Raw genomic sequence first — 16,539 nt, 5'->3', positions numbered from 1 at the left:
ACGGGCGGACATGGCGCAGACGAAGGACTCGGTAGCAGGCTCGATCAGGGAATGGGTTGTCACTCTCGTCTATGTCGTGGTGATCGCCGTCTTCATCCGCTCATTCCTGTTCGAACCGTTCTTCATTCCCTCGGGCAGCCTGACGCCGACGCTGCTGCCCGGCGATTTCGTACTCGTGACCAAGTGGAACTATGGCTATTCGCGCTGGTCGTTCCCCTTCGGCGAGCCGGATTTCAAGGGGCGGATCTTCGGCTCGCTGCCGAAACAGGGGCAGATCGCGGTGTTCGCGCTGCCGCGCGACCCGTCGATCGACTATATCAAAAGGGTAATCGGCGAACCCGGCGACACGGTCCAGGTGACCGACGGCCAGCTCTACATCAACGGGCGCGAGGTGCCCCGCACCCCGGCCGGCACCTATGTCGAGACGCCACTCGACTCGGGGGAGGGCGTGCCCATCAAGGTGCGCCTCTATCGCGAGCACCTGCCGGACGGCGTGACCCATCTGATCGCCAAGGCGACGAATCAGGGGTTCGCCAATAACACGCCTGTCTATCACGTCCCGCCCGACCACCTGTTCATGATGGGCGACAACCGCGATTTCTCCGAGGACTCGCGCTATCTCGATGCCGTCGGCTACGTGCCGCTGGCGAATTTCGTCGGCCGGGCGCGGATCATCTGGTTCTCCATCCGGCTCGATCATCCGTGGTGGGAATTCTGGTACTGGCCGGTCGATATCCGCTGGGACCGGCTGTTCACGGTCATCCATTGAGCGAGGCGGCGGAAGCGCTGCTCGGGCATCGCTTCGCGCGACCTGACCTGCTCGCCCAGGCCCTGACCCATCGCTCCGCGGTCGGGCAGGGTGGTCTCGGGTCGAACGAACGGCTGGAATTCATCGGCGACCGCGTGCTGGGCCTGCTGATCGCCGAATGGCTGATCGAGCGCTTCCCGCATGAGCGCGAGGGCGGGCTGGGGCCGCGGCTGGCGCATCTCGTCTCCCGCCAGTCGCTGGCGGAAATCGCCGAGCATGGCGGGATTGCCGGGCTGCTGTCGGTCTCGCCGGGGGAGAGCCGGCGCGGGGTGCGCAACCGCGCGACCGTGCTGGCCGATGCGCTGGAAGCGCTGATCGGCGCGCTCTATCTCGATGGCGGGCTGGAGCCGGCGCGGCTGTTCATCCGCCGCATCTTCGCGCCCCGGATCGACGGCCAGCCGAGCGCCCCGCCCAAGGACCCGAAGACCGCGCTACAGGAATATGCGCTGGCGCGCGGGCCGGTTCTGCCGGCCTATGAGCTGGTGGAGCGGACTGGCCCCTCGCACGCGCCGCGCTTTCGCATCCGCGTGACGGTCGCCGGCCGCACCGCCGAGGGACTTGCCGGAACCAAGCGCGAGGCGGAGCAGAACGCCGCGCGCGACCTGCTGGAGCAGCTGCAATGACGACCCGCTGTGGTTATGTCGCCCTTCTCGGACGGCCGAATGCCGGCAAGTCCACCCTGCTGAACCAGGCGGTCGGCGCCAAGGTGTCGATCGTCACACCCAAGGCGCAGACGACGCGGTTCCGCATTTCCGGCATCGTCATGCGCGGTGGCGACCAGATCGTGCTGGTCGACACGCCAGGCATCTTCGCGCCGAAGCGGCGGCTCGACCGCGCGATGGTCGCGGCGGCGTGGGAGGGCGTTGCCGGCGCCGATCTCGCCTGCCTGATCGTCGATGCCGCGAAGGCGGACCCGGACGATCTCGCCGAGCCGATCGAGGCGCTCGCCGCGACCGGGCGGCCGCGCTGGCTGATCCTCAACAAGATCGACCTGCTGCCGCGCGACAAGCTGCTGCCGCTGGCCGAAACGCTGGCGCGGCAGGGCGGGTTCGCGGAAGTGTTCATGATCAGCGCGCTGAAGCGCGACGGCGTCGATCGCCTGCTCGACGCGCTGGCCGCGGCGATGCCCGAAGGCCCGCATCTCTACCCCGAGGACGAGCTGACCGACCAGACCGAGCGAATGCTCGCTGCCGAGCTGGTGCGCGAGCAGATCTTTCTCCAGCTGCGCGACGAGGTGCCCTACGGCGCCTCCGTCGAGACCGAGAGTTTCAGCGAGCGGAAGGACGGATCGGTGCGGATCGACGTTACCGTCTATGTCGCGCGTGCCGGCCACAAGAAGATCGTGCTCGGCGAGGGCGGGGCGCGCATCAAGTCGATCGGTTCGCGGGCGCGGCGGGCTCTCGAGCGCCAGCTGGAGCGGCGGGTGCACCTGTTTCTCAACGTCAAGGAACGCCCGGGCTGGGACGAGGAGGCCGCGCGGTTGCGCGCCCTCGGCCTCGACGGCTGAACACCGGCGCCGGGTTGGCCCGGCGCCGGTTCAGAACGTCAGGCGGCGAGCCGGCGGCGATGGTGGTCGGCGTTGCCGAACATCGTGTCGATCATGGTCAGCCGCTTGAAATAGTGGCCGGCCTTGTATTCCATCGTCATCGCGATGCCGCCATGCAGCTGGATCGCCTGCTGGCCGACGAAGTGCAGCGCCTTGCCCACCCCGGCCTTGGCCAGCGCCATCGCCTTGCCGCGCGCCTCGGCATCGTCGTCGGCGACCGAGAGGGCGGCGAAGATGGCGAGGCTGCGCGCCTGTTCCAGCGCCACATACATGTCCACCGCGCGGTGCTGCAGCGCCTGGAAGACGGAAATCACCACCCCGAACTGCTTGCGCTGCTTCATGTAGTCGACGGTCAGGCCGACCAGGGCCTCCATCGCGCCCACCGCCTCGGCGCAGAGGGCGGCGATCGTCTCGTCGCGCGCGCGCTCCAGCACCGCGAGATCGCCGATCTGCCGCGCGGCCGGAACCCGCACGCTGGCGAGCGAGATTTCCGCGCCGCGCAGCAGGTCCTGCATCGGATAGCCGCGGCGGGAGACGCCTTCGGCCTTCGCATCGACCAGGAACAGGCCGATCCCGTCGCGATCGCGCCGGCTGCCGGCAAGGCGGGCGCTGACGATCAGCCAGTCCGCCGTATCGCCGCCGAGGACCACCGACTTCTCGCCTTCGAGGATGAAATGATCGCCGTCGCGCTTCGCGGTAGTGGTCACGTCTTCGAGGTCGTGGCGGGAACTGCGCTCGGTATGGGCGACGGCGACGATCGTCTCGCCGGCGGCAAGTGCGGGAATCACCTCGTCCCTCACGGCCGCGCTTGAGCCGTGGCGCAGGACGGCGCCGGCGAAGACGATCGCGGCGAGATAGGGTTCGAGGGCCAGCGCCTTGCCGATCTCCTCCATGACGATCATGGTCTCGACCGGCCCGCCGCCGAAGCCGCCCTGCGCCTCGTCGAAGGGCAGGGCGAGCAGCCCGGCCTCGGCATATTCGGCCCAGACCGCGCGGTCGAATCCTTCGGGAAGTTTCGCATAGGCCTTGCGCTTTTCGAAATCGGCGTAGCGGCTGGCGAAAAGCTTGCCGACACTGTCGCGCAGCAGGCGCTGTTCTTCGGTAAAATCGAAATCCATTGTCTTGTCCTCAGAACCCCAGGATCGCCTTGGCGATGATGTTGCGCTGGATCTCGTTCGAGCCGCCGTAGATCGAGATCTTCCGCCAGTTGAAGTAGGTGGGCGCCGCCTCGGCCGCGTCGTCCGGCCCGATCGGCATGGCGTTGCCATCGTCATCCGGATCGGTCGAGCCCTGGAACGGCATGGCGAGCGGGCCGACGACATCGAGCAGAAGCTCGGTCGTCGCCTGCTGGATTTCCGAACCCTTGATCTTGAGGATCGAGGATTTCGGATCCGGCCGGCCATGCTTGCCCGATTTGCGCGCCTCGGCGAGCACGCGGAGCTGGGTGATTTCCAGCGCCTTGAGATCGATCTCGACATCCGCGAGCTTCTCGCGGAACCAGGGCGCGTCGATCAGCCTGGCATCGCCGGCCCGCTCGATCGCGGCGAGTTCGCGGATGCGACGCAGGCGCTGCTTCGAGGCGCCGACGCGGGCGATACCGGTGCGCTCGTTGCCGAGCAGGAACTTCGCGTAGTCCCAGCCCTTGTTTTCCTCGCCGACGAGGTTTTCCGCCGGCACCTTCACCTCGTCGAACCAGACCTCGTTGACCTCGTGCCCGCCATCGATCAGCTGGATCGGCCGGACGGTGATGCCGGGCGTCTTCATGTCGACAAGGATGAAGGAAATGCCTTGCTGCTTCTTCTCCGCACCCGGATCGGTGCGGGCGAGGACGAAGATCCAGTCGGCATACTGGGCGAGGGTCGTCCAGGTCTTCTGGCCGTTGATGATGTAGTGATCGCCCTCGCGGCGGGCCGTGGTCTTGAGGCCGGCCAGATCCGATCCCGCCCCCGGCTCGGAGAAGCCCTGGCACCACCAGATATCGAGGTTGGCCGTCGCCGGCAGGAATTTCCGCTTCTGCTCGTCATTGCCGAAGGTCGCGATCACCGGGCCGACCATGGAGACGTTGAACGGCAGCGGGCTGGGCGCGGGGGCCGATTGCAACTCGTCGAGCAGGATGAATTCCTGCACCGGGCTCCAGTCCTGCCCGCCCCAGGCGCGCGGCCAGTGCGGCACTGCCCAGCCTTTCGCGTTCAGCTTGCGCTGCCAGTCGACAATGTCCTGCTTGCCGATCTCGCGTCCCTCGATCAGGCGCTTCTGCACATCCCCGGGCAGGTTGTCGCGGATGAAGGCGCGCACCTCGTCGCGGAACGCGATTTCCTCGGGCGAAAAGCTGAGTTCCATGGCGCTCTCCTCAGTTGTTCTCGAAACGGCCGGCGCTGTCCTTGCGGGTGCCGGTGGGGGTGTCCATCCGCCCGCGCGGGGCGACGGCGATGGTGGGCGGGATCATGGTGCCGCAGCACCTGAAGCTCTGGCGGAAGCGTGCCGTTCGCGTTCCTCCGCCGCGAGTTCCTTGCGCGAGAACTTGCCGACCGATGTCTTCGGCAGGGCCTCGCGGAATTCGACGGCGGCGGGGAGTTCGTGCTTGCCGAGCTTGTCGGCGAGGAAGTCGCGCAGCGACTCGATCGTGAATTCCGCCGCACCCGGCTTCAGCGTTATGAAGGCCTTGGCCGACTGGCCGCGATAGTCGTCCGGCACGCCGACGACGATGACCTCGGCGACGTCGGGGTGTTCGTAGATCGCGCTCTCGATCACGGTCGGGTAGACGTTGAAGCCGCCCGAGAGGATCATGTCCTTCTTGCGATCGACGAGGAAGACCATGCCGTCCTCGTCGATATAGCCGACATCTCCGGTCAGGAAATGGCCGTCGACGAAACTGCGGGCGGTCTCCTCGGGGTTCTGCCAGTAGCCGATGAAGGTGTTGGGCGAGCGGATGCGGATTTCGCCGGTTTCGCCATAAGGCAGCACGCGGGACGGATCGTCGAGGGCGACGACGTCGAGCTTGATGCCGGGCAGTGGCATGCCGGCGGAGCCGAACTTGAACAGCCCGTCGAGCAGGTTGCCGGTGCCGGCCGAGGCGGTTTCGGTCATGCCCCAGCCGCCGCCGAGGCGCATGCCGGTCAGCCGCTCGAAACGCTGCCCGATTTCCACCGGCAGCGGCGCGCCGCCCGAGCCCACGAGGCGGAGCGACGAGAGGTCCCGCCGGTCGAGATCCGGCACGTTGGCGAGCGCGATCCACATCGTCGGCACGCCGGGAAAATAGCTCGCCTTCTTCACCTCGATGTCGCGTAGCGTGGTCTCGGCATCGAATTTCAGCCGCAGCAGCAGCGTCGATCCGCGCGAGAGCTGCAACAGGCAGAGCACGACCAGCGCGTAGATGTGGAACAGCGGCAGCACGCAGATCGCGCGGAATTTCTGCCCCGGCGGGAAGCGGTTCTGGCCGTCGAAGAAGGTGGCGTAGATCGCGACCGCCGCCCGCAGCGTCGCGTGCGTGTGCATCGCCCCCTTGGGCAGGCCGGTGGTGCCGCCGGTATATTGCAGCAGCGCCAGATCGTCCGGCGCGATGGCGGGCGGCTCGAACGCGAATGCCCGTCCCCGCGAGCGCAGGGCATCGAGCGTCATCACCCGCGGATCGCCCGTCGGGATCGGCGGATGCGCCATGCCGGGGATCTCGCCGAACGCCGCGTCGTCGGCGACGATGATGCGCTCCACATGCCCGGCATCGAGCAGTTTCAGCGCCATGCCGAGCATCGCGCCGAGATTGGTCGTCACCAGCGTGCGTGCGCCGGAATCGTGCAGCTTGTGAGCAAGCTCGCGCTCCGCATCCAGCGGCGAGAGATGCGCGACGACGAGCCCCGCCGTCAGCGCGCCGTAGAAGCAGAACGGGTGCGCCGGCACGTTCGGCAGGTAGAGCGCGATGCGCTCGCCCTTCGCATGGCCGAGCGATGCGAGCCCTGCGGCAACCTCGCCGATGGCCTCGCCGAGCTCGGCGAAGCCGGTTTCACGGTCGCGATATTCCAGCGCGGGCAGCGCCGCGTTTTCGGCAACGCTGCGCGCGATCATGGCCGGGATCGTCTCGGCCGGGATGTCGATGTCCCAGCCCAGACCGGGCGGATAATTCCGCTCCCACGGGAACGGCCGGGTGCTCATGAAGCGGCTTTCGCATCCTGGGCGAAATCCGCGAACCCTTGGCCGGCATCCGCGAGGCGGCGCAGCAGGGCGCAGGGGGCGAGTGTTTCGTCGCTCACCGCCGTTGCGTAATGCTCCAGCCGGGCGACGATCTCCTTCAGCCCGACCAGGTCGGCGTGGAAGCACGGCCCGCCGCGCCAGACCGGCCAGCCATAGCCATAGACCCAGACGACATCGACATCCGAGGGGCGGATGGCGATGCCTTCCTCAAGGATGCGCGCAGCCTCGTTGATCATCGGGTAGGTCATGCGCTCGAGGATTTCCTGGTCGGAAATCGCGCGCCGGGTGACGCCGAGCGCTGCCGCCTTTTCACTGATCAGCGCCTCGACCTCGGGGTCGGGCGTCGGCACGCGGCTGCCGTTTTCATAGATGTAGTAGCCGCGGCCGGTCTTCTGGCCGAAGCGGCCCATCTCGCACAGCGCGTCGGACACCGGTGCTGTGGCGCCGCGATGCTTGCGGATCCGCCAGCCGACATCGAGCCCCGCAAGGTCGCCCATGGCGAACGGGCCCATCGGGAAGCCGAACGCCTTGACCACGGCATCGACCTGCTGCGGCAGCGCGCCTTCCAGCATCAGCCGCTCGCACTCGATGGTGCGGCGCGCCAGCATGCGGTTGCCGACGAACCCGTCGCAATTACCGACCACGACCGGCACCTTGCCCAGCGTCTTGCCCACCGCGATGGCGGTGGCGATCGACTGCGCGGAACTTTCCTTGCCGCGCACGATCTCCAGCAGCTTCATCACGTTGGCCGGCGAGAAGAAATGCATGCCGAGAACGTCGCCCGGCCGCTTCGTCGCGGCGGCGATGGCGTCGACATCCAGCGTCGAGGTGTTGGTCGCGAGCAGCGCGCCGGGGCGGGCGATGCCGTCGAGCCGCGCGAAGACCTCCTTCTTGAGCCCGAGTTCCTCGAACACCGCCTCGATGACGATGTCAGCCTCGGCGATCACGCCCCAGTCGGTGCTGCCGGAGAACAGGGCCATGCGCTTCTCGGTCGTTCCCGCCGGCAGCGCGCCGCGCTGGACCGAGACGTCGTAGGTGCCGCGCACGCGGTCGAGCCCGCGGGCCAGCGCCGCCTCGTCGGTTTCGACGACGGTGACCGGGATGCCCGCGTTGGCGAAATTCATCGCGATACCGCCGCCCATCGTGCCGCCGCCGATGACGACGGCGCGGCCGATTTTCGCCCCTTTCACCTCGGGGCCGATGCCGGGGATCTTCTGCGCCTCGCGCTCCGCGAAGAACACATGCCGCTGGGCACGCGACTGGTCGCCGACGACGAGGCGCATGAACGCCTGCTGCTCGGCCCTGGCACCTTCGTCGAAAGGCAGGGTGAAGGAATTGCGCACGGCCTCGACGCAGGCGGCCGGCGCCTCGACGCCCTTGAGCCGCTTCGTCGCCTCGGCGGCGGCGGCCTCGAACGCGCTCGGATCGGCCTTGGCGGCGGCAATTTTGTCGCTCCGGTCGCGCACGCGGACCAGCTTCGCGGGATCGACCGTGTGGGCGAAGTCGATCGCGCCCTGCACCGGGTCGGACACGATCGCGTCGATCAGCCCGTCCGCCAGCGCAGCCTTCGCGCCGATCATCTTCCCGGAGACGATGGCGGCCACCGCCTTTTCCGGCCCGATCAGCCGCGGCAGGCGCTGCGTGCCGCCGGCGCCCGGCAGCAGGCCGAGCTTGACTTCCGGCAGTCCCATCCGGGCCGACTCGACGGCGACGCGATAATGGCAGCCGAGTGCCAGTTCCAGCCCGCCGCCGAGCGTGGTGCCGAACAGCGCGGCGATGACGGGCTTGCGGCAGTTGTCGAACCGCTCGATCACCTCGTGCAGGCCCGGCGCGCGCGGCGGCTTGCCGAATTCGGTGATGTCGGCGCCGGCCGAGAAGGTGCGTCCCTTGCAGGCGAGCACGATGGCGCGGACCGAGGCATCCGCCTCCGCCGCCGCGAGTTGCTCGACCAGCCCGGCCCGCACGGCATGGCCGAGTGCGTTCACCGGGGGGTTGTCGATCGAGATCACGGCGACGCCGTTGGCGATTTCGAGCCCGACTTTCTGCTCGCTCATGTTTCCTCCGCTTGGATGGCCGCAGCCTGCACCATTGGTTAAGCGTTTATCGCTTGCGGTCGGGGGCGATGCAAGACCCCCGGCCCGCCTTCGCGGTGTCAGAGGCCGGGGCCGACCATTTCGCGCGCGAACCAGGCGATCGCCGGCAGCGGGTTGGCGGCGACCGCGCCCGGATCGCGCGGGGCGAGGGCGGCAAGGTCCGGCAGGCCTGGCGGCGGCGGCACCGTCGCGTTCACCGGCCAGAAGGCTGAATCCATGTCGTCGGACGCGAGCGCCGCGCGCTGGCCGGCGGGCGAGCAGGCAAAGGCGATGAACGCCGACGCCGCCCGCCGCAATGCCGGCGTCATGTGCCGCGGCATCACGATCAGGCTCGGCATCAGCACGGCTGGAGCCGGCACGACGGCTTCGAGCGAGGGATCGATCCGGGAAGCGACGTGGAAGGCCACGGCGGAGCGGACGAGGGCGAGCTGGATGGCCCCGCTGCGCAGGGCGGCGACGGTGTCCGCCGTGGTGGCGTAGATATGCAGCCCGGCGCCGCCGAGCGCGGTGACGAAGCGGCGCCCGTCCGGCCAACCCTCGGTGGCCAGCAGGCTCGCGAGGCCGCCCCAGGCTGCGTCGTCCGTCGTCGGGTCGGCCATGCCCGTGAGTCCGCGGCGGGCCGGCGCGAGCAGGCCGTGCCAGTGCAGCGGCGGCGTGAACGGCGCCGATTTCGACATCAGCACCACGCCGCCGAGTTCGAGTCCGGTCGGGATTGCGCTGCCATCTGCCGGAATGAGGGCGGCGGCGCGGGGCGAGAGGCCGGCCGGCACCGGCAGATGGCGCGCCAGCAGCCCCCGCGCGTCGAGGGCCACGGCGTTCGGCGTGCCGGCGAACCAGGCGAGCGCCCATCGCGGGTGCGCGCCCTCGCGCTCGATCCGGTCGGCGAGGCCGGTCGGCGGCGGGCGGCGCACGCGCACGGCGATCCCGGTCTTCGCGGTGAAGGCGCGGGCGACGGCGGGCGCATAATCAAGCCGCGAATACAGCGTGAGCGATGCGGCGTGCGCGGCGAAGGGCATGCCGAACAGGCAGGCGAGAACAAGCGAAGCGAGACCGCGCATCAGAGACTCCCGGCAACCCGTTCGACGACGCCGGACCAGTCGGAGGGGCGCTCCTGGCGGAACAGGCGCAGCGACGGGTACCAGGGCGTGTCCTCGCGGTCCAGCAGCCAGCGCCAGTCGGGCGCATAGGGCAGGATGATCGAGGTCGGCACGCCCGAGGCGCCGGCCAGATGAGCGACGGAGGTGTCGATCGTCACCAGCCGGTCGAGGCATTGCAGGATCGCCAGCGTATCGGTGAAATCGAAGATCGACGGCCCGAGATTGACCAGCGGCGCCGGGCCGAAATACCCGCCCACCTCGTCGATCCGGTCGCCTTTCTGCACGGTGACGATCGCGATGTCCGGCCGCGCGAACAGCGGCGCGAAACGCTCCAGCCGCACCGTGCGCTTGCGGTCGTTCTTGTGGGTCGGCCGCCCGGCCCAGACCAGGCCGATGCGCTTCAGCCCCGGCGGCACCAGCGCGGCGAGGCGCTGGCGCCACGCCTCCACCTTGCGCGGATCGGCCCGCAGATAGGGGATGTCGGCCGGAATCGTCGCGATCGTCGTGCCGGCGAGGCGCGGCAGCCCGGAGAGCGGCATGAAGGCGTCATACTCGCCGGCGGCGGCCCAGCTGTTCGCGAACCGGCCCACCTCAGGGAACTGCCGCAGCAGCGGCATGAGATCACCGCCACAGGCGATCACCGGCTTCGGCGCGCGCGCCGCGACCCAGGGGATATAGCGGCCGAACTGGATGCAGTCCCCGAAGCCCTGGTCGGCGACCAGCAGCAGCCGCCCCTCCGGCATCGGGCTGCCGTCCCATTGCGGCTTGTCGGTCTTCGGCAGCATGCCGTCGGCCTGCTTCAGCTTGAAGCGCCATTCGTAGCTCTCCCAGCCTTCCGTCAGCCTTCCGCCGATCAGCAGCAGCTCGGCGCGCTCGAAATGCGCCTCGGCGAAATCAGGTGAAAGCGCGATGGCGCGGTCGGCCGCCTCGATGCCCGCGTCCAGCTCGTGGCGCTCGTAGCGGATCAGGGCGAGATTGAAATGCGCGGCGCGCTCCTCCGGCGCGAGTTCGACGGCGCGCAACGCCATCGCCAGCGCGTCGTCGAGCCGCCCGGCGCCGCGATAGATTTCGCAGGCGTTGCGCGGATAGATCGCGACCTCCGGCGCCAGGACGAGGGATTTCTCGATCCGCTCGATCGCGCGCGGGATGTTGCCGCGCCGGTAGGCGACGATCCCCGAGAGATGCAGGATGTGCGGATGCCCGGGCGAGGCGGCGACCGCGCGCTCGGCGAGCGATTCGGCGTCCTCCAACCTGCCGTCCCGTTCGAGCGCGGTGATCTCGGCCAGCACCTCGCCGACCGTGATCTTCGCCGTCGGTTGCGGCGCGGCGCTCATGCCGCGCCCTCCGGCGTCGCGGCATAGCCGAGGCGCTCGATCCAGGGGGCGAGAACCGGCATCGCCTCGCCGAAGACGTCGCCGAAGCGGCGGTGGCGGAACACACCCCGGCGATGCGGCGGCTCCAGCTCGGCGCGATAGGCCGGAACGCGCGGGACGGCGCGCGGCGGGGTGGCGATCATCGCGGCGGGGTCGGCGGCCAGGCCGATGAAGTCGAGCACGCGGCGCAGCGTCGCCTCCGTGTCGGTGACGAGATCCTCGTAGCGGACGGGCAGGTAGCGCATGGTGGTCTGTCCGCGGACATGGGCGATGGCGTTCATCTGCGCGTCGTAGAGCCGGGCGAGGCTCGCCAGCGTCACGCCGGCATTACCCTCGTAAAGCCGGTCCTGCGCGAAGCCGGACAGCACCACGTCGAGGGGGTGGCGCAGCACATGGATCACCGGCGCCCCCGGGAACAGCGTGTTGGCGAGGCCGAGCAGCCAGGGCAGTTCGGGATGGCGGTCGGTCACGAACCGCGCCTGCGGCCCGACAATGCCGGCGGCGCGGATCAGGGCGACATAGCGGCTGGCGAGAATGGCCGGAATGTCCTGCGCCTCGCCGGCCACCGTGCCCTCGAGGGCGGCCGGAAAGTCGAGCGTCGGCCCGCCAAACCCCTCGACCAGCCTGGGCAGCAGCCGCCCGAGGCCGGGCAGTGGCGCGCGGTTGTCCGCGGGGTCGATCTCCGCCGCCTGGGCCAGCAGGTGTTCCAGCAGGGACGATCCGGAGCGCGGCGTGCCGAGCAGAAAGACCGGCACCGGCGCGTTCGCCACTGGCGCCGGCCGCGGCAGCCCTGCCAGACGGTCGGCCCTGAACGTTTCGCGGATGCCGGCGAGCCGGGCCTCGATCGGCGCGGGATCGAACCGGCGGCGGGCGCGTTCGCGCTGGAAGTCGCGGCCGGCAAGATAGGCGGCCCAGGCCTCGTCGTGGCGGCCGAGGCGTTCCAGCGCGCGGCCGCGCATCGCCAGTTCGGTGGTGAGCAGCGGTTGCGGCGCGATTGCCGCCTCGGTGGCGGCGATGCGGTCGAGCGCGGCCTCGGCATCGCCCGCACGCAGCCGGGACAGCGCGATCAGGGCCGCGACCATGCGGTCGCCCGGGGCGGCGGCGGACGTCCCGGCTTCGGCCAGCAGCGCTTCCGCCGCGTCGAAACGGCCGCGCCCGGCCTCGACCTGCGCCAGCCCGGCCAGAGCGCGCACCGGCCGGGCAGGGCCGGACAACGCCTGCCCGTAGACCGCCGCCGCCTCGTCGAGCCGGCCCTGCTGGCGCAGATTCCAGGCGAGATTGCCAAGCAGCGTCGGGTTCGGCGCCTCGATCAGCGCCTCGGCCATGCGGTAATGCCGCTCGCCGGAGGTCGGGCGGCCGGTTTCGGTCTGGATCATGCCGAGCAGGTGATGCACCGACGGGTCGCGCGGGGCGAGCAGCAGTGCGCGTCGCGCCGGCGCCTCGGCCTCGGCGTGGCGGCCCTGCCCGATCAGGAGCTGGGCGTGCTGGACGTGCGCCGCCGGCGTCTCCGGCGGCAGCGCGGCGATGCGCGCAACGAGGGCGATGGCCGCCGGAATCCGCCGCTCGGCGTGGCGAATCTCGTAGAGCAGGCGCAGCGCCTCGCGATGCAGCGGGGCGAGATCGAGCACCTGCAGCAGCAGGCGTTCGGCCTCGCGGTTGCGCCCGGCGGTCCGCGCCGCGCGCGCCTGCTCCACTTGCGGCGCGACCAGTGCGTGATGGGCGGGGTCCGGCGGTCCGCCGCCATCGAGCGCGCAGCACCGCCGCGCCCGCAGCCCGGACCCGCAGGCACACGGAGCGGGATCGGGGCGGGGAGCCGGAGAGGGCGATGCGGCGCTCATGGGCGGATCATGCAGGGTTTGCGGTCCCGCGCAAGGGCCGGGCCGCCTCGGCCGGACACCCTCAATTGCAAATAAATCTCAAGTAAAACAAGGACCTTGACCTTGTCCGGCGGTGCCGCCATGTCTTGCGCATGCGCAACTTTTCAGAACTGTCCGACCGCGAAATCCTGGCCCTGGCGATCGGCGCCGAGGAAGAGGACGGCCGGATCTACGCCGACATCGCCGAATCGCTGCGGACCGATTATCCGGCCTCGGCGAAGGTGTTTTCGGAGATGGCGGCGGAGGAGAGCGAACACCGCCGCTCGCTGATCGACCTCTACCAGCAGAAATTCGGCGACCATATCCCGCTGATCCGCCGGCAGGACGTGCGCGGCTTCCTTGCCCGCAAGCCGGTCTGGCAGCTGCCGACGCCCTCGATCAACGATGTGCGCAAGCTCGCCGAGAGCATGGAGGCGGAAACCCAGAATTTCTATCGCCTCGCCGCCAGCCGTACGAGCGACACCGCAACGCGCAAGCTGCTCGGCGACCTCGCCGAGGCGGAGGCCGATCACGAGCGCCTCGCCGACCGTCTCGCGCGCGAGAACCTGACCGAGGAAGTCCGCTCCGCCGAGGACGATACGGCGCGGCGCAACTTCGTGCTGCGCTACGTCCAGCCCGGTCTCGCCGGGCTGATGGACGGGTCGGTCTCCACCCTGGCGCCGGTCTTCGCCGCCGCCTTCGCCTCTGGCAGTCCTTGGCAGGCCTTCATCGTCGGCATCGCCGCCTCGCTCGGCGCCGGCATCTCCATGGGTTTCGCCGAGGCGCTCTCGGACGATGGCAGCCTCACCGGCCGCGGCTCGCCACTGATGCGCGGCGCGATCACCGGCGCGATGACGACGCTGGGCGGCCTCGGCCACACACTGCCCTTCCTCATCCCGAATTTCTGGACCGCGATGGTGCTGGCCTTCGCCGTCGTCGTCGTCGAACTCGCGGCGATTTCGTGGATTCGCACCAAATACATGGACACGCCGCCGCTGCAGGCGGCGCTTCAGGTCGCACTCGGCGGGGCCATCGTCTTCGCCGTGGGCGTTGCGATCGGCAGTAGTTGACGTTTAGGGAAACCCTCGGCACAGTCGGGGGATGAGCGCCGCACAGGATCTTCGAAACAGGCTGGCGATTCCGGTGATCGGGTCGCCGCTTTTCATCATCTCCAACCCGAAACTGGTCATCGCCCAGTGCATCGCCGGCATCGTCGGCTCGTTTCCGGCGCTGAACGCCCGGCCGGCCTCCCAACTCGACGAATGGCTGGCGGAAATCACCGAAACCCTGGCGGCGTGGGACCGCGATCATCCGGACCGCAAGGCGGCGCCGTTCGCCGTCAACCAGATCGTGCACCGCTCCAACGCGCGGCTCGAACAGGATCTCGAACTCTGCGTGAAATACCGCGCGCCGCTGGTCATCACCTCGCTCGGCGCGCGGCCGGAGGTGAACCAGGCGGTGCATGGCTATGGCGGCATCGTGCTGCACGACATCATCAACGACCGCTTCGCCCGCAAGGCGGTCGAGAAAGGGGCGGACGGGTTGATCGCCGTGGCCGCCGGCGCCGGCGGCCATGCCGGCACGCTCTCGCCCTTCGCGCTGGTGCAGGAAATCCGCACCTGGTTCCAGGGGCCGCTCGCTCTGTCCGGCGCGATCGCGACCGGCCGCGCCGTGCTCGCCGCCGAGGCGATGGGGGCCGATTTCGCCTATATCGGCTCGGCCTTCATCGCCACCGAGGAGGCCAACGCGGCCAGTGCCTACAAGCAGGCGATCGTCGCCAGCGGCGCGGAAGACATCGTCTACACCAATCTCTTCACCGGCGTGCATGGCAACTACCTGCGCCCGAGCATCGTCGCCGCCGGCCTCGATCCCGACAACCTGCCGCAGAGCGATGCCTCGGCGATGAATTTCCACGAGGGCGCGAAGGCCAAGGCGTGGAAGGACATCTGGGGCTCGGGGCAGGGGATCGGCGCGGTCGATGCCGTGGTGCCGGCAGGCGAGCGGGTCGCGCGGCTGATCGCCGAATACCGCGCGGCGCGCGCCGCCCTGTGCGGCTGAGCGCGGCTCAGGCGAACGGGTAGGGGCCGCCGCGCTCCAGCGCCCGCTGCCACGCCGGCCGCGCGTGGATCGCCGCGAGGAAGGCGTTGAGCCGCGGGTAATTGCCGCGCAGCAGCCCCCTTGTGTTCGCCGCCTCGATCGGGAAGCTCATCATGATGTCGGCGCCGGTCAGCGCATCGCCGGCGAACCAGGCGGAGTTGGCCAGCGCGTCTTCCCAGAACCGGATATTGGCGCCGAGATTGGGGTCGAGAAACGCATCGCCCACCTTGTTGCCGATGGCGCGCATCAGCGGCTTGAGCACGAAGGGCGCCTGCTTGGGCATTTCGTCGAACACCAGCTTCATCACCAGGAACGGCATCGCCGACCCCTCGGCGTGGTGCAGCCAGTAGGTGTAGCGGCGCCGCTCGTCGGTCCCTTCGGGCGGGATCAGCCGCCCCTTGCCGTAGGTGCCGATGAGATATTCGACGATCGCGCCGGTCTCGGCGACGGTGATCCCGCCATCGGTGATGACGGGGGATTTGCCGAGCGGATGCACCGCGCGCAGGGACGGCGGGGCAAGCCTCGTCTTCCGGTCGCGGTCATAGCGCTGCACCTCGTATTCGAGGCCGAGTTCCTCGAGCAGCCAGAGCACGCGCTGCGAGCGCGACGCTTCGAGATGATGAACGACGATCATGGGGTCGCGGTCTCCGGCAGGGTCATCCAGGATGGAATGTCGGGCGTCAGCGCGATGCCGTCGAGACTCAGCCTGGCATCCAGCGCATCGAGCCGCAGCAGCGCGAGGCCGCGCCGGCCGAGGCTCGTCCGCAGCGTGCCCACTTCGCGCTCACCGGCGGTGATCGCCCCGGCGGCGGGCAGGTCCGCTTCGGCATCGACCGGGACGAGCCGGCGCTTCACCAGCCCCCGGTAGCGGGTGCGGGCGGTGAGTTCCTGCCCCATGTAGCAGCCCTTGTCCCAGTCGATCCCGTGCAGATCGCCGAAGCCGGCTTCCATCAGCAGGGTCTTTTCCGGTTCGAGATCGTCATGGTCGGGCAGGCCGAGCGCCAGCCGGTGCGCGCGATAGGCGGTTTCATCCGCCGCTCCGGCCAGCGGCGCCGGCGCGAGGAGCCTGTGGCCGGCTGCGGGCAGACGCGGATCGGCGGCGACGATCGCGCCGGGGGCGGACGGCGCGCCGCCCCATGCGGCATGCACCGCGAATTCGTCCGACCGGTCGCGCAGCGCCACCTGGCTGCGCAGCCGGAAGCGCGACAGCCGGCGGATCAGGTCCGGAACCGCCGCGCCCGGCGCATCCAGCAGGAGCGACTCGCCGTCGGTGAGAATGAAGAACTCGGCCAGGTAGCGCCCCTGCGGCGTCAGCAGCGCGGACCAGACGGCCCGGCCCGGTCCCGCCTTCGTCACGTCGTTCGACACGAGGCCCTGGAGGAAGGCGACGCGGTCGGGCCCCTCGATCCCGATCACGCCGCGCGCGGGAAGATATGCGATCGTCGTCATGACCGGCATGTGGCCCCTTGGCCGTGCGGCGGCAA

Annotated in this window: 14 protein-coding genes; 5 read left to right on the top strand and 9 right to left on the bottom strand. The window is 69.7% G+C overall.

What is annotated here, in order from left to right; translation table 11 throughout:
• The first annotated feature begins 10 nt into the window (after positions 1 to 10).
• From lepB to era, 3 genes are read left to right on the top strand one after another with little or no spacing between them, the layout of a single operon-like run.
• Positions 11 to 769 (top strand): signal peptidase I, encoded by a 759-nt coding sequence (lepB, locus tag RT91_RS11930; protein WP_007422140.1) that lies wholly within the window; start codon positions 11 to 13, stop codon positions 767 to 769.
• Positions 766 to 1,431, top strand: a complete 666-nt coding sequence (gene rnc, locus RT91_RS11925) for a ribonuclease III (RefSeq protein WP_007422139.1) — start codon at positions 766 to 768, stop codon at positions 1,429 to 1,431. The genes lepB and rnc overlap by 4 nt, the downstream gene beginning before the upstream one ends.
• Entirely contained in the window at positions 1,428 to 2,315 is an 888-nt protein-coding gene (gene era / locus RT91_RS11920) for a GTPase Era (RefSeq protein WP_035187456.1), read from the top strand. Before rnc ends, era begins: the two co-directional genes overlap by 4 nt.
• A 38-nt stretch (positions 2,316 to 2,353) precedes the next feature.
• Here era and RT91_RS11915 read toward each other — a convergent pair whose 3' ends face one another.
• From RT91_RS11915 to RT91_RS11885, 7 genes are all read right to left on the bottom strand, one after another.
• On the bottom strand, positions 2,354 to 3,472 hold the full coding sequence (locus RT91_RS11915) for an acyl-CoA dehydrogenase family protein (protein ID WP_035187454.1): 1,119 nt from the start codon (positions 3,470 to 3,472) through the stop codon (positions 2,354 to 2,356).
• A 10-nt stretch (positions 3,473 to 3,482) separates the two neighbouring features.
• Positions 3,483 to 4,694, bottom strand: coding sequence for a pimeloyl-CoA dehydrogenase large subunit (gene pimC / locus RT91_RS11910; protein WP_035187453.1), 1,212 nt, complete (start codon positions 4,692 to 4,694; stop codon positions 3,483 to 3,485).
• A 102-nt stretch (positions 4,695 to 4,796) separates the two neighbouring features.
• The gene (pimA, locus tag RT91_RS11905) at positions 4,797 to 6,500 is read right to left on the bottom strand and encodes a dicarboxylate--CoA ligase PimA (RefSeq protein ID WP_035187452.1); all 1,704 of its coding nucleotides are present in this window, start codon (positions 6,498 to 6,500) and stop codon (positions 4,797 to 4,799) included.
• Positions 6,497 to 8,593, bottom strand: a complete 2,097-nt coding sequence (locus RT91_RS11900; protein ID WP_035187450.1) for a 3-hydroxyacyl-CoA dehydrogenase NAD-binding domain-containing protein — start codon at positions 8,591 to 8,593, stop codon at positions 6,497 to 6,499. Before RT91_RS11900 ends, pimA begins: the two co-directional genes overlap by 4 nt.
• 98 nt (positions 8,594 to 8,691) lie before the next feature.
• Complete coding sequence (locus tag RT91_RS11895) at positions 8,692 to 9,690, bottom strand: ABC transporter substrate-binding protein (RefSeq protein ID WP_035187449.1); 999 nt, start codon at positions 9,688 to 9,690, stop codon at positions 8,692 to 8,694.
• Positions 9,690 to 11,063: a tetratricopeptide repeat protein gene (locus RT91_RS11890; RefSeq protein WP_007423564.1), complete on the bottom strand. Its 1,374-nt coding sequence runs from the start codon at positions 11,061 to 11,063 to the stop codon at positions 9,690 to 9,692. Before RT91_RS11890 ends, RT91_RS11895 begins: the two co-directional genes overlap by 1 nt.
• Positions 11,060 to 12,940, bottom strand: coding sequence for a tetratricopeptide repeat-containing sulfotransferase family protein (locus RT91_RS11885; RefSeq protein WP_035187447.1), 1,881 nt, complete (start codon positions 12,938 to 12,940; stop codon positions 11,060 to 11,062). The genes RT91_RS11890 and RT91_RS11885 overlap by 4 nt, the downstream gene beginning before the upstream one ends.
• 131 nt (positions 12,941 to 13,071) lie before the next feature.
• On the opposite strand from RT91_RS11885, the gene mbfA reads away from it, so the two are divergent.
• Positions 13,072 to 14,028: an iron exporter MbfA gene (gene mbfA / locus RT91_RS11880; protein WP_011941392.1), complete on the top strand. Its 957-nt coding sequence runs from the start codon at positions 13,072 to 13,074 to the stop codon at positions 14,026 to 14,028.
• A gap of 31 nt (positions 14,029 to 14,059) precedes the next feature.
• Positions 14,060 to 15,016, top strand: a complete 957-nt coding sequence (locus tag RT91_RS11875) for a nitronate monooxygenase family protein (RefSeq protein ID WP_011941393.1) — start codon at positions 14,060 to 14,062, stop codon at positions 15,014 to 15,016.
• 7 nt (positions 15,017 to 15,023) lie between these two features.
• Here RT91_RS11875 and RT91_RS11870 read toward each other — a convergent pair whose 3' ends face one another.
• Complete coding sequence (locus tag RT91_RS11870) at positions 15,024 to 15,689, bottom strand: glutathione S-transferase (protein ID WP_007423669.1); 666 nt, start codon at positions 15,687 to 15,689, stop codon at positions 15,024 to 15,026.
• Complete coding sequence (locus RT91_RS11865) at positions 15,686 to 16,513, bottom strand: folate-binding protein YgfZ (protein ID WP_035187445.1); 828 nt, start codon at positions 16,511 to 16,513, stop codon at positions 15,686 to 15,688. Before RT91_RS11865 ends, RT91_RS11870 begins: the two co-directional genes overlap by 4 nt.
• Positions 16,514 to 16,539: the final 26 nt, after the last annotated feature.

It is taken from the genome of Acidiphilium sp. JA12-A1, assembly GCF_000724705.2.
Taxonomy (GTDB): Bacteria; Pseudomonadota; Alphaproteobacteria; order Acetobacterales; family Acetobacteraceae; genus Acidiphilium; species Acidiphilium multivorum.
This window is presented reverse-complemented; position numbering and strand designations above follow the sequence as displayed.